Here is a 13,792-nt window from a genome sequence, read left to right on the forward strand (position 1 = left end):
GTCAGGAAACGGGGCCAGAGGACAGCCATGACAGAAACGCTCCATCTCAGGCGCATCGCCCTTTGCATCCTCTTCGCGTGCGCCGCGGCGCCGGCGTGCGACGACTCCGCGAAGGGCGCCGACCCGGACGGCGGCACGGACTCCGACACCGATGTCGACACCGACACCGATTCCGACACCGACTCGGACGCCGAGGAGAGCTGGGAGGGCGTCGAGATCGACGGCGTCACCGCGCCGACCGAGTACTCGGTGACCGTCGGCTTCACGGGCAACCCGCCCGCCGCGGAGGCCGGGAGCCTCGCGATCTACGCGCTCGACTCCGACGTCGGCGCGCTCGACGTGCTGCTGGCGAGCTACGACGAGGAGGAGCGCGTCGCGACGCTCACCACCGCCAAGCAGAAGCTCGGCGTCACCTACACGCTCACGGTCACGCCCCCCGCCGTCGGGGCGGAGGCGCTCGCGGCGGACTTCCTGTCCGCGAACACGGCGTCGTTCTGGGTGCACGACTTCGGGACGGGCGCCGAGGAGCAGATCACGGCGGCGCGCAACGAGGTCGGCGAGAGCTGCGTCATCTACGTCCAGGAGGGGTACTTCGCGTACGGCGCCATGGCGCGCCAGAACTTCGACGAGAACGTCTTCCCGCTCGAGACGGAGATGTTCATCGACGCGCCGGATCTGGACGGCAACGGGAAGATCGTCATGCTCGGCCTCGACGGCGGCGGGTACTACGGCGGCTACTTCAGCCCGGTGAACGCCTACTCGAACGAGCAGGCGATGGCGTGGTGGGGCCTGCACTCCAACGAGATGGAGATCATCCACATCAACGTCGGCTACGGCGACTTCGACTCCGGGCTCACGATCGTGCCCCACGAGTTCCAGCACCTCCTGTACCAGGAGCGCCACCCCGAGAACGACTGGGTCGACACCTACCACAACGAGGGGCTCGCCGAGTGCGCCGTGCGCGCGGTGAACGGCGACTACGACCAGGCGATCGGCTACTACTTCTCCGACCCCGAAGACGTCATCGGCGACGGGATGTCGCTCGTGGACTGGGCCTACGCGCAGTACGAGAACTACGTCGTCGCGTTCATGTTCTGGTCGTACATCGCCGGCCAGCTCGGCGGCGTCGACGCCTACTCCGACATCTTCGACCTGGACTCCGGCTCCCCGGCCCTGGTCGACGAGTTCCTCTTGGCGGCGCTCGGGACCGACTTCGGCGCGACGCAGCTCGACCAGATGATCGCCGCCTTCGTCCAGGCCGAGACCGGCGCCTACGGCTACGAGGGGCTGCTCGACCTGGGCGGGCTTCTGCCGCCGCACGTCGACGGCGGCACGACCTCGGTCAATCTCGAGCCGTTCGCGGGGAGCTACTTCCTCATCGATCAGGCGAGCGTCGACTACCCGGGCACGCAGGGCCCGAACGTCGTGTACGCCGGGATCGACGGCGAGGGCGCGGTCGATCTCGCGGCGCCGTTCGACGTCGGCGGCGGGGCGCTCGTCGTGCTGAACACGAACCTCGAGTTCGATGAGTACCCGGAGGAGCACTCCGGGCCAGACGTCGCGGCATCGGGCGGCGGCAAGGGCCCCCTGACGCTGGAGGAGGAGCTCGCGCCGGGCGTCGTCTCCCCGACCTGGACCGATCCCCCGCCTGCCGCCTTCACGCACCCCGAGCGGCTCGCGCAGTGGCGCGTGGCGAGGGAAACGCGACTCGGCCTCCGCTGATCGCGGATCGATCGATGAGAGAGGAAACCATGAAGAAATCGCTCGACATCACGAACGTCGCTCTCTGGATCCTCGCCGCGTGCGCCGCTGCGGCGGCGTGCAGCGACGACTCCATCTACGTCGTCGGGCCCGGCCCGGACACGGACACCGACACCGACACCGACGCCGACACCGACGTCGATTCGGACACCGACACCGACACCGACACGGACGAAGGCAGCTGGGAGGGGGTCGGGATCGAGGACGCCCACGCGCCGGACGAGTACACGGTGATAGTCGGCTTCACGGGCGCCCCGCCCGCCGCCGACGCCGGGAACGCGGCGATCTACGCGCTCGACTCGGACGTCGGCGCGCTCGCCGTCGAGTCGGCGACCTACGACGCGGACGGGCGCGTCGCCACGCTCGTCACGGCCCGGCAGAAGCTCGGCGTCACCTACACGCTCACGATCACGCCGCCCGAGGACGGCGCGACCCCGCTCGACGCCGACTTCCTCTCCGCGGACACGGCGACGCTCTGGGTCGTCGACTTCGCCTCCTCCAGCTACGAGGAGCGGCTCTTCGCGCGCAACGCGGTGGGCGAGAGCGCGGTGGCGTACGTCGAGGACGGCTGGTACGGGGACGGCGCCTCGGCGGTGCAGAACTTCGACGAGCACGTCTTCCCGATCGAGACCGGGCTGTTCACCCTTCCGCCGGACATGGACAGCAACGGCAAGATCGTCATGCTCGGCCTCGACGGCGGCGGCTACTACGGCGGCTACTTCGATCCCATCAACACGTACACCCAGGCCCAGCTGGACGCCTGGGGCTGGACGGAGTACGGCTACCACACCAACGAGATGGAGATCATCCACGTCGCGGTCGACTACGGCGAGTTCGACTCCGGGCGCAGCATCGTCCCGCACGAGTTCCAGCACCTCCTCTACCAGGAGCGCCACCCGGACAACGACTGGCTCGACACCTACCACAACGAGGGGCTCGCGGAGTGCGCCGTGCGCGCGGTGAACGGCGACTACGATCAGGCGATCGGCTACTACTTCGCCGACTACAGCGGGATGATCGGCGAGGGGCTGTCGCTCGTGAACTGGGGCTACGGCGTCTACGAGAACTACGTCCTCGCGTTCATGTTCTGGTCGTACATCGCGAGCCAGCTCGACGGGGTGGACACGTACGCCGAGATCTTCGATCAGGACACCGGCGCGCCGGACGAGATCGAGGAGCTCCTCGTGGCCGAGCTGGGCACCGACTTCGGCGGGACGCAGCTCAACGCGATGATCGCCGCCTGGATCCAGGCCGAGACCGGCGTCCGCGGCTACAACGGGTTCCTCGACTTGGGCGGCCAGGTGCCGCCGCACGCGGCGGGCGGCACGACCTCGCTGGACCTCGAGCCGTACGGGGGGACGTTCTTCCCGCTCGACCAGGCGAGCGTCGACTACCCGGGCACGCAGGGCGAGCACATCGTCTACGCCGGGATCGACGGGTCGGACGCCGTCGACCTCACGGCGCCGTTCTCCGTGGACGGCGGCGCGCTCGTCGTGCTGAACACGAACCTCTTCATCACCCACGACTACCCGCCGGACGAGTACCCGACCGAGCACTCCGGGCCGGACGTCGCGGCGTCGGGCGGCGGCAAGGGGATCGCGGAGGCGCTCGAGGCGGGCGTCATCTCCCCGACGTGGACCGACCCGCCGCCGGCGCTCTTCCTGCACCCGGAGCGGTTCGCAGCGTGGCGCGCGGTCCGCGAGGCGCAGATCGGCCTGCGGTAACGTCGTAGGGGCTGGGCTCGCCCTGCCCGCCGGACCCCCCCCCGACGAGGGCGCGGCGAGCGGTGCCCCTACTAAAACTGCGCGGTGGCGTCGATGAAGAAGTCCCAGATGAACGTCTTCTCCGCGCGGAACCTGTTGCCGGGCTTGTCGAGCTCTGGGCGGTGCCCCCAGTTGTAGACCGCGCAGCCGCTCCCGTCCGAGAACACCTGGTCGGAGGGGCACTGGTCGGTCTTCGTGATGAAGTGCTCGGTCTCGTGCGCGAAGTTGGACCCGACGCGGAACTTGACGTACTTGGCCGGCTGGACCGCGATGAACACCCTGCCGAAGATCGTAGCGTAGTTCTCCACGTCGGTCATGCCGGTCCAGGCGTTGCCCTCGACCGCGCTCACCTCCTCGCCGCCGTTGTTGACGCCGTCGCCGTTGAAGTCCACGTACGGCTGCTCGAGGAAGTAGGCCGACGTCCCGAGCGCGTCGAACAGCGGGGTGAACTCCCGCCCCTCGGAGTGGTACTTGCCGCCCGTGCCCACGCCGATGACGAGCTTCCGCTCCTTTTCCGGCACCTCCCACGGGATGAACTCGATGCCGATGTCGATCGTGCCCACCGCGGGCGGGCGCGTGTTGAGCTGCCCGACCGAGTTCCTGTCGATGAAGAAGTTGGCGCCGCCCTTGGAGAACCCGATCAGCGCCTCGAGCCCGAAGTACGGCTCGACGATCCCGTAGCGCCTGGACAGCCGCAAGCCGCCCGCGATCTCGTGGACGCCGCGGCTGATGCCGCCCTTGGACGAGGCCGTCGTCGCGTTGCCCTCGTTGTCGTACCCGTCGGAGCACTGGGCGTCGCTCGACCCGCACGCGGCGCTCATCTCCTCGCCGACGCTGAACCGGCCCTCCACGAAGAAGGTCCAGTTCGGCTTGGTGTCGTCGCGCCCCTGATCCAGGATGCCCCACCAGAGGCCGACGGCGAGGACGTCGATGCCGCTGCGGTCCGGCGACTTGAAGTCCGTCGAGAACAGCTGGTCGGGCGAGCCGTCGCCGTCGAAGTCGTCCGCCCACGAGAAGTCCTTGTCCCTCGAGAGCTTGCGCTGATCTTTCAGGATGAGCGGCAGCCGCGTCTTGAGCGAGATGTCGTGGAACAGGCCGATGTCGAGCTCCATGTTGAGGATGTGCGTCGTCTGCGTGTACTTGGCGACGTCGACGTAGCCGTAGTAGTCCCACTCGTGCGGCGTCGTGTCGAACGACTCGCGCCGGATGTCGCCCTGCTTGTAGAAGCGCTCGTAGCCGACCCGCAGCGTCAGGTCGAACGGGTCGCCGTTGTACCTTTGGTCCGCCGCGTCGATGACGTCCGTGAACTCTCCGGCCGCCACACGGTCCGGTGCGAGGCCGAGGACCGCAACGAACACCAGGCCAATCGCGATGTGTCTCATTCCCGTGCTCCACGCCGACGGACCGGCTGAAAAATGGCAGCTTCGCGTCGCTCGCGCTTCGATGAAAAGAAAAAGTACCAATTTGAGTCGACCGTGGCAAGATCACCGCCGCGAACAGGGTATCGACAAATTCTCCCGGAGGTTGCCATGTTCTTCGAAACGACGAGGGTCCCCGACCGGAAGTGCTCGTGCGGCGTGGAGCAGCGCGTCGCGGTGTTGCTGTCCTACCTGCTCGGCTGGATCGGCGGGCTGATCTTCTTCTTCATCGAAAAAGAGAACAAATTCGTGCGGTTCTCCGCGATGCAGTCGCTCATCCTGAGCGCGGGGTGGACGGCCGTCTGGCTGACGCTCGTGATTTTCGGGAGCGTGCTCGGCCACCTCTCACTCGCGCTCGGCTACCTGTTCACCGGGCTCAACGTGCTCGTCTTCCTGGCGTTCGCCGGGCTCGTCGCGCTCCTCACGGTGCAGGGCTGGAAGGGCAGCAAGGTCAAGCTGATGGTCATCGGGGGGCTCGCCGAGCAGTGGAGCAGGTCCGCGGACGACTGACGCCCTACCGCCTGCCCACCGCGGCGACGGCCCGGATCTCCACCTCGAGGTCGGCCGGCTCGCCGAGCGCGCGGATGAAGACGAACCCCTTCTCGTCCGGACCGCACGCCGCGAGATCGACGTGCGCCTCGGACGCGCCGCCGACCACCGGGATCTCGCCGGCGGGCGCGTTGTTGCAGGTGACGCGCAGCACCCCGCCGTCCGCCTGGGCGGTCGTCGCGACGACGACGCGCCGCACGCCGTCGAGCCGGCAGGTCAGCGCCTCGCCCGGCCTCCGCGGCGCGCGGGCGACGAGCGTCTCGGCGGTCGCCGGCAGCCGGATCGACGCGGTGCGCCGCTGCGTCACGGCCCCGAGATCCAGGAGCGCGCCGAGCGCCCCGGACGCGGGCTCCTCGCGCGCGAGCTCCGCCGCGATCGGCTCGACCGCACGCTTGTCGCGGAACGCCGCCAGCGCCGAGAGGACCGCCGCGCGCCGCTCGGGGAAGCGCTCCCGCGCGAGCCGCGCCGCCAACCCGGGCAGGGCCCGCTTCGAGCCGAGCGCCGCGAGCGCCCGCGCCGCGTCCAGCGCGAGCTGGTAGTCGCCGAGCGCCGCCTCCACCGTCCCCTCGGCGCCGGGCGTGCGGTTCGCGGCGATGGCGCGGAGCGCGCGCTGCCGGTCCTCGACGGGCGCGCCCGCGTCCCCGGCGATCGCGATCACGGCCGCCGCCGCGCCGCGATCCTCCGGCCCGGCTCCGGCGAGCGACAGCGCCGCCGCGCGCCACGCGGGGGAGCCGTCCTCGAGCCCCTCCATCGCCGCGCGCAGATCCCCCGCCGCGGAGGCGTCGCCCGCGGCGAGCCGCGCCACGGAGAGCCACACGCTCGCCTCGGGATCGTCCTTCGCCGACTCCGCGGCGAGGACGAGCGGCGGATCGACGACGCCGCGCCGCAGCCGGGCCACCAGCTCGGCGGCCTTCCGGCGCACCGGTGCCGGGTTCCCCTTCGCCACCAGCCCGAGCAGCTCGCCCACCGCGCCGGCGTCGCCCCCGAGCGCGCGCTGCAAGGGCGCGGGCCAGGAGGGGCGCCCGGGCGCGGTCTCGACCGGGCGCAGCTCGAGCGGGGCGTGCGACGCCTGGAACGCGCGGGCGAGCGCCATGAGCTCCTCCGCCGCCTCCGGCCGAAGCGACGCGATGGACGCCGTCTCCCCCGGATCGGCCGCGAGATCGTACAGGCGCACCGTGTCGGACGCCCGATCCCACACGAGCTTGAGCTCCCCGCGCACGGCCATGATCTGCTCGTGCGCCTCGGCGAACGCCGCCTGATCCACCGCCTCGCCGCCCGCGAGGAGCGGGGCGACATCGCGCGACCGCACCCGCGCGGGCACCGGCAGATCGAGCAGCGACAAGAGCGTACCGAACAGGTCCACGAGGCTCACGGGAGCGCGCACGGTGCGCGGCGCCACGCCCGGCACGCGGATCGCGAGCGGCACGCGTATCTGCTCGTCGTAGAGCGTCGTGCCGTGGTACCGGCCGCCGTGGTCGCCGAACTCCTCGCCGTGATCCGCCCCGACGACGACGATCGCGTCGGGGTAGCTCGCGTCGAGGTACTCGAACAGCGCGCCGAGCGCCTCGTCGACCGTCGCGATCTCGCAGTCGTAGCGGGCGACGTCCGTGTCGCCGAAGCGCGTGCATCCCGGATCGTACGGCTCGTGCGGCTCGAAGAAGTGGGTCCAGGAGAGCGCGAGCCGCCCCGCGGCGCGCTGCTCGTCGAGGAAGGAGATCGTCTGCGCGACGCGCTCCACGGCGGTGGTCTCGTACTCGATCTTCACGAAGTCGAACCCGTACCCGGCGCGCAGGTACGGCTCGAACCGCGCGCGGTCGATGAAGAACACGGCCTTCGTGAAGAAGCCCGCACTGCGGTAGCGGAACCGCCGGAGCACCTCGGGCAAAGTCTCGTGGGTCTCGGGAACGCCCGGAACATTTTTGAGCGCGTGGACGTACTTGCCCGTCAGGAGCGAGGTGATCGCGTACGAGGTGTGCGGGATCGCGGTGTAGGCCCGGTCGAACACCACCGCCTTCGAGAAGAACGCGTCGAGGTTGGGCGCGATCGGCCGCGCCGCGGCGCGGGCGCCCACCCTGTCGTACCGCATCGCGTCCACCGTGACGATCACGACCGGCGCGCCGGGCCGCGTGATCCTCTTCGACGCGTCGCTCGCGGCGCCGCCGAGCGACCCGAGCGCCGCCACGGGCCCGCCGCGCCCGCGCGCGACGAACCCCGGCACCCGCCGCGCGACGGCGAGGACGTCCGCCGCGGCCGCGGTCCGCTCCCCGATGACGAAGCGCGGGTTCATGTGCGCGCGGGTCTCCCACAGCGCGAAGCCGAACGCGACGAGCGCGCCGATCGCGACGAGGGCGGCCGCCACCGCGGCGTTCCGGCCCGGTCGAGCGGGCGCGATCAGGCGGAAGCCGAGCGTCAGGATCCCGGCCGCCGCGATGGTGAGACCGACGTGGAACACGGGGTAGAGCCGCACGAGGACGCGCTCGTCGATCGCGTGGAGCCCGAGCGCCGCGCCGAGGCAGGCGACCGCCGCGGCGAGGCGCCTCGTCCTCGACCGCCACGCGAACCGCAGGCCGATCAGAGTCCCCGCGACCGCGAGGAGCGCGCCGCCCGCGGAGGAGGCGGCGACCAAGGCGGCGCGCAGCGGGATCCCGCTCGCCCTCGGGCCGCTCGTGAGCCGCCACAGCGCGAAGAAGAGGATCGCGGCGAGCGGCAGCGCCCACGCCCACACGAAGCGCCGCGGGATCCGCGGGGCCGAGATCGCCCCGGCGCGCCGGCCGGCGATCTCGATCGCGGCGCCGAGGGTCACCGCGATCAAGGCGGCGGCGCCCGCGCACAACCCGATCGCCGCGGCCGCGGTGCGCATCGCCTCCGCGCGGTCGAAGAACATCTCCCGCGCGCCCCACGCCACGGCGTAGGCGTCGACGAGGCCGAGGATCGCGCCGGCGAGCGCGCCGCACGCGCCGAGCACCGGGATCGCGCGCATCACCCCGCCTCCTCCCCGACCGGGCCGTCGCCCGCCTCGATCCGCCGCGCGAGCTCCTCGCGCAGGGCGCGGTGCCCGTCCCGCTCGAGCGCCGGGTCCGCGGCGAGCAGGCCGAGCGCGTCGTCGCGCGCCCACGCGAGCAGCTCCGCGTCCCTGCGCAGGTCGCCGAACCGGAACCCCGGCAGGCCGGACTGGCGCCGCCCGTAGATCTCGCCAGGACCGCGCAGCCGGAGATCCGCCTCGGCGATGGCGAACCCGTCGAGCGTGCCGGCGATCGCCTCGAGCCGCGCGGCGGCCTCCTTTGAGGTCGTGTCGGCGATCAGGTGGCACTCCGAGGGCCGCGCGCCCCTCCCCACACGCCCGCGCAGCTGGTGCAGCTGCGCGAGGCCGAAGCGGTGCGCGTCCTCGACGACCATCATCGTCGCGTTCGCCACGTCGACCCCGACCTCGATGACCGTCGTCGTCACGAGCACCGCCACCCCGCCGGCGACGAAGGCCTCCATGACCGCGTCGCGCCGCTCCGGCGGGAGCCGGCCGTGGAGGAGCCCCGTGCGCGCCGCGCCGAAGCGCTCCGAAAGCGCCGCGAAGACCCCCTCCGCAGCGCGCGCCTCGAGCCGCTCCGACTCCTCGATGATCGGGCAGACGACGTACGCCTGCTCGCCGCGATCGATCGCGGCCTGGACCCTGTCGAGGACTCGCTCGCGCTCGTCGGCGCGCCAGAGCGCGGTGGCGATGGGCGTGCGGCCCGGCGGCAGCTCGTCGAGCACCGAGAAGTCGAGGTCCCCGTGGAGCGTGAGCGCGAGGGTGCGCGGGATCGGCGTCGCGGTCATGACGAGCAGGTGCGGCGACGTGCCGTCCTTCCCCTTGCCGACGAGACCGAGCCGCTGCGAGACGCCGAAGCGGTGCTGCTCGTCCACGATCGCGAGCCCGAGCCGCGCGAACCGCACGGACTCCTGGATCAGGGCGTGCGTGCCGATGGCGACGTCCGCCGTTCCCGCCTCGATCGCCGCGAGCGCCTTCTTGCGCGACGACGACCGCGCCTCGCCGATGTGGAGCACGGCGCGCAGGCGCAGGCGCCGGAGCACCGGCTCGAGGTTGCGCATGTGCTGCTCGGCGAGGATCTCCGTGGGCGCCATGAGCGCGACCTGGCACCCGGCGCGCGCCGCGGCGAGCGCGGCGGCGAGCGCGACCATCGTCTTGCCGGAGCCGACGTCGCCCTGCAGGAGGCGCCGCATCGGCTCTCCCCGCGCGAGATCCGCGGCGATCTCGGCGACGACGCGCCGCTGGGCCGTCGTCGGGGCGAAGCCGAGCAGCCCGCCGGCGTCGTCCGCGAGATCGGCGGGCGCGAGGATGGGCGGCGCCGGCGTGCGGAGCTCCTGCCCGCGCCGGAGCCCCAGCGCGAGCTGGACGAAGAAGAACTCGTCGTACGCGAGGCGGCGGTGCGCCGGGGAGCTGCCGTCGAGCCACGCCGCGAGCGCCTCCACCTCGACGTCGTCGGGCGGGGCGTGCGCGAGCGAGAGCGACCGGGCGAGGGGCTCGAGCCCGCGGCGCGCGAGGAGGTCGACCGGCACGGGATCGCGGACGATCTCGCCGGCGCGCCTCGCGGCCGCGCCGATCGCCTTCTCCACGACGCGGCCTGCGACGCCGGGCACCTCGGCGTACACGGGGACGACGCGCCCGATGCGATCGCGGCCCTCGCCGGTGACCACTATGGGGTGCGCGATCTGCAGCTTGCCCTTGTACAGGCTCACGAGCCCCGCGATCGTGAGCTCGTCCCCCGGCGCGAACCTGTCGGATCGCGGCCTGCGGTTCGAGAACCACGTCGCCGAGATCGCGTCCTCGCCGTCGCGCAGCGCGATCTCCATCATCCGTCGCCAGCGCGGCCCGAACACGCGAACCCGCTCCACCGCGCCCCGCGTGACGGCGCGCGCGCCTGGCCGCAGCTCACGGATCGGCGTGACGCTCCGCCGATCGTCGTAGCGGCGCGGGAGCCAGTAGAGGAGATCCAGGGGAGACGCGAGGCCCCGGCTCGCGAGGCGCGACGCCGTCTTCGGCCCCACGCCGTCGAGCTCGAGCAGCCCGGCGTCGAACGGCGTGACCGGCGCGGGCCTCGGCTCGGACGCGACCCGATCGTCCTCGCGCTCCGCGCCGCCCGACGCGTCCTCGAGCGCCATCGCGAGCGCGAGCAGCAGGCGCTGGCCGCGCGCGAGCACGACCTTCCGGTTCACGCCCGGCACAGACCCCGGATCCTCGACTGCGGCCGCGAACGCCTCGATCTTCGCCGCGTCGGCCCAGTCGTCGCCGCCTGCGCCGCGCAGGTTCGCGAGATCCGCGAGCGCCTCCGGGCTCTCGCTCGGATCGTCGCCGCCCGCGAGCGCCGTCGAGAGCACCGCGCGCAGGCGTCGTATCGCCGCCGCCGTCCCTGTGAGCTCTGCTCTCGATCGCGTCACGCTTCCGCCTGGCCGAGCGCCGCGATCTTCAGAACGCGACCTCGGAGATCTCGTACCGCCTGGGGCCGGCCGGCGTCCGGATGGTGACCTGATCGCCGGCCTCGCGCCGGATCAGGCCGCGGGCGATGGGCGACGTCACCGAGATCGTCCCGTCGTCGATGCTCGCTTCGTCCTCTCCGACGATGCGATAGGTGACGATCTCGCCGGTCTCCAGGTTCTCGAGGACGACCTTGGCCCCGAACAGGACGCGATCGCCCTTGAGCCGAGCCGGATCTATCACGTCGGCGCGGGAGATTCGGTCCTCGAGGTACTCGATGCGCCCCGCGATGATCGACTGCTGCTCCTTCGCGAACTTGTACTCGGCGTTCTCCGAGAGATCGCCGTGCGCCCGCGCGTCCTCGATCGCCTTCACGTTCTCCGGGCGATCGATCTCTCTGAGTCTCCTGAGCTCGGCCTGCAGCCGACCATGGCCTTCCGGCGTCATCGGGTACTTGTCCATTTCGTCGTCCTCTCCGCGTGAGCCCGCGGCGTGTATACCACGGAAAGAGCGCGCCACCCAATGCGTTGACAACCCTGTTGTTTTCACGCAGCCTCGAACGTGTGAACGGCGCGCCGCGCGGCGCAGAAACGACGGAGCCATGGTGGAGAAGAAGAGGCAGCTGCTCCTGCTCGCGGACGACGATCCCGAACTCATCGGCATCCTGGTCAAGCGGCTCCAGGTGCTCGAATGCGACATCATCACGGCGAGCAACGGCGCGGAGGCGCTCGCACTGGTCAAGGAGAAGCGTCCCGACGCCGTGATCCTCGACGTCATGATGCCGCAGATGAACGGGTGGGAGGTCTGCAAGAGCATCCGCTCCGACCAGACGCTGCGCCACACCCCCGTGATGATGCTGACCGGCATCGGCGAGAGCCTGAACGAGATCACGTCGCCGCTGTACGGCGCCGACGACCACGTCGACAAGCCGTTCAACTTCTCCGAGCTCCTGTTCAAGATCCGCCGCCTCCTGGCGGGGCAGCCGGGCCGATGACCCGCTCGCTCTGCATCGTCGCGCTCCTGTGCGCGGCGTGCGCGCCGGGCGCCGCCGGGGATCCGCAGATCGCGCCGGCCGCGGCGGCCGCGACCCCCGGCGCCGCGAGCGCGGACGCGCAGGCGGACGGCTCGACGCGGCTCACGATCCGGCTCGCGCCGGGCGGCCCGGAGGTCCTGAGCCGGGCGGACTCGGACGAGAGCGTGCAGCGCCGGGACCCGTACCGGAACGAGCCGACCTTCTTCCGCGTGGTCGACGGCGCCGGCCGCGTGCTCGCGGAGCGCGGCTTCCGGCTCGAGGACGAGCTGCGCTCGGAGGCGCCGGCCGCGGACGGCACGCTCTCGGGCGAGCACGTGCCGCTCGAGGCGCCGATCGTCTCGCTCCAGATCCCGCGGTTCGCGGGCGCGGCGGCGGTGCGGCTGTACCGGCGGGGCGCGAACGGGCCCGAGCTGCTCGCCGAGGTGACGCCGTGAGATCCGTCCCGGCGCTCGCAGGCTGCGCCGTCCTCCTCGTCGCGCTCCCGGCCACCGCGCAGAGCGTCCTCGAGGAGCACGAGATCAACGGCGCGTCCGACAACCGCATCGATCTCCTCATCATGGGCGACGGCTACGCGGCCGCGGAGCAGGACGCTCTCGCCGCCGACGCGGAGACGATGATCGACGCGATCTTCGCGATGACGCCGTTCGAGCCGTACCGGCCGTTCTTCAACTTCTACGTCATCGAGACGATCTCCGCCGAGTCGGGCGCGGACAACCCGTCCGAGGGCCTCGCCGTCGACACCGCGTTCGGGTGCGGCTTCGACTGCATGGGGATAGATCGGCTGATCTGCTGCGACGACACGGCCGTTTTCGGCGTGGCCGACTCCCTGCTCCCGGCGCACGACGCGATCGTCCTCATGGTCAACGACTCGGAGTACGGCGGCTCCGGCGGGATCTACGCCGTCGCCTCCATGAACACGTGGGCCGCCGAGGTGGTCACGCACGAGTTCGGGCACAGCCTCGGCCGCCTCGGCGACGAGTACGAGGACCCCTACCCCGGGTACGTCTTCACGGACATCTTCCCGAACGTCTCGCCGACCGCGGACAGAGAGGCGCTCAAGTGGACCGAGTGGGTCGACGAGGAGACGCCGCTGCCCACGCCCGAGTCGTCGGCCACGGGACCGCTCGCGCCGGCCGGCGCGTACGAGGGGGCGTGCTACGAGTCCGAGGGGCCCTTCCGCCCCGTCTCCCCGTGCTTCATGCGCGCGATCGACAGCGGCTTCTGTTCCGTTTGCGCCGAGGCGCTCGTGCTCTCCTACTACGGCTACGTCGAGATCATCGACGCGAGCGCGCCGGCCGCGAGCGCGCTGTCCGGCGCCGTGGGCGAGACGCTCGAGCTCTCCGTCGACGCCGTGGAGCCATCGCCGAGCGCGGTCGCGTACAGGTGGCGGCTCGACGACACGTGGATCGACAACCCCGCGGCGACGCTCTCGCTCCCTATCGAGTGCCTCACGCAGGGCGAGCACCCGCTCACCGCCGAGGTGCGCGACGAGACCGGCCTCGTGATCAACGATCCGGAGTCGCTGCTCGTGGGGACGCGCGCGTGGACCGTGACGCGGACCGACGACGGCGCGGTCGTCGAGGACTGCTTCGAAGAGGAGCCGATCGACACCGACTCCGACACCGGCGGCGACACGGACTCGGACACGGACTCCGACACCGATTCCGACACCGACTCCGACGCGGACGCCGGCCCGTCGGGCAAGGGCGACGACGGCTGCGGCTGCGACGCGATCGGCGATGGTCCGTCGCCCCGGTCCCTCCTCCACGCCCTGCTCGGCGCGTAGAGCCCGAAAGGTTCG

10 protein-coding genes are annotated in these 13,792 nt (G+C 71.7%); 6 read left to right on the forward strand and 4 right to left on the reverse strand.

Features of this window, described 5'->3' with window-relative positions; genetic code table 11:
- The first annotated feature begins 27 nt into the window (after positions 1-27).
- Complete coding sequence (locus M0R80_11075; GenBank protein MCK9460171.1) at positions 28-1,722, forward strand: hypothetical protein; 1,695 nt, start codon at positions 28-30, stop codon at positions 1,720-1,722.
- A gap of 29 nt (positions 1,723-1,751) precedes the next feature.
- Positions 1,752-3,485 (forward strand): hypothetical protein, encoded by a 1,734-nt coding sequence (locus M0R80_11080; GenBank protein ID MCK9460172.1) that lies wholly within the window; start codon positions 1,752-1,754, stop codon positions 3,483-3,485.
- A gap of 71 nt (positions 3,486-3,556) precedes the next feature.
- Here M0R80_11080 and M0R80_11085 read toward each other — a convergent pair whose 3' ends face one another.
- Complete coding sequence (locus M0R80_11085; protein MCK9460173.1) at positions 3,557-4,906, reverse strand: hypothetical protein; 1,350 nt, start codon at positions 4,904-4,906, stop codon at positions 3,557-3,559.
- 147 nt (positions 4,907-5,053) lie between these two features.
- Here M0R80_11085 and M0R80_11090 point away from each other — a divergent pair, with 147 nt between their 5' ends.
- On the forward strand, positions 5,054-5,452 hold the full coding sequence (locus M0R80_11090; GenBank protein ID MCK9460174.1) for a hypothetical protein: 399 nt from the start codon (positions 5,054-5,056) through the stop codon (positions 5,450-5,452).
- 4 nt (positions 5,453-5,456) lie between these two features.
- On the opposite strand, the gene M0R80_11095 is transcribed toward M0R80_11090, so the two are convergent.
- From M0R80_11095 to greA, 3 genes are read right to left on the reverse strand one after another with little or no spacing between them, the layout of a single operon-like run.
- Positions 5,457-8,471 carry a sulfatase-like hydrolase/transferase gene (locus M0R80_11095; GenBank protein ID MCK9460175.1) on the reverse strand — a complete coding sequence of 1,005 codons (3,015 nt, stop codon included), beginning with the start codon at positions 8,469-8,471 and terminating at the stop codon, positions 5,457-5,459.
- Entirely contained in the window at positions 8,471-10,921 is a 2,451-nt protein-coding gene (gene recG / locus M0R80_11100; GenBank protein MCK9460176.1) for an ATP-dependent DNA helicase RecG, read from the reverse strand. The genes M0R80_11095 and recG overlap by 1 nt, the downstream gene beginning before the upstream one ends.
- Positions 10,922-10,949: 28 nt before the next feature.
- Positions 10,950-11,420: a transcription elongation factor GreA gene (gene greA / locus M0R80_11105; GenBank protein MCK9460177.1), complete on the reverse strand. Its 471-nt coding sequence runs from the start codon at positions 11,418-11,420 to the stop codon at positions 10,950-10,952.
- 139 nt (positions 11,421-11,559) lie between these two features.
- Between greA and M0R80_11110 the strand changes: the two genes are divergently transcribed.
- The 3 genes from M0R80_11110 to M0R80_11120 are packed head-to-tail and all read left to right on the forward strand — an operon-like array spanning position 11,560 to position 13,777.
- On the forward strand, positions 11,560-11,952 hold the full coding sequence (locus M0R80_11110) for a response regulator (GenBank protein MCK9460178.1): 393 nt from the start codon (positions 11,560-11,562) through the stop codon (positions 11,950-11,952).
- Complete coding sequence (locus tag M0R80_11115; GenBank protein ID MCK9460179.1) at positions 11,949-12,425, forward strand: hypothetical protein; 477 nt, start codon at positions 11,949-11,951, stop codon at positions 12,423-12,425. Before M0R80_11110 ends, M0R80_11115 begins: the two co-directional genes overlap by 4 nt.
- On the forward strand, positions 12,422-13,777 hold the full coding sequence (locus tag M0R80_11120; protein MCK9460180.1) for a M64 family metallopeptidase: 1,356 nt from the start codon (positions 12,422-12,424) through the stop codon (positions 13,775-13,777). The genes M0R80_11115 and M0R80_11120 overlap by 4 nt, the downstream gene beginning before the upstream one ends.
- Positions 13,778-13,792 lie beyond the last annotated feature (15 nt).

Source organism: Pseudomonadota bacterium, from assembly GCA_023229365.1.
In the GTDB taxonomy this organism is placed as follows: domain Bacteria; phylum Myxococcota_A; class Polyangia; order JAAYKL01; family JAAYKL01; genus JALNZK01.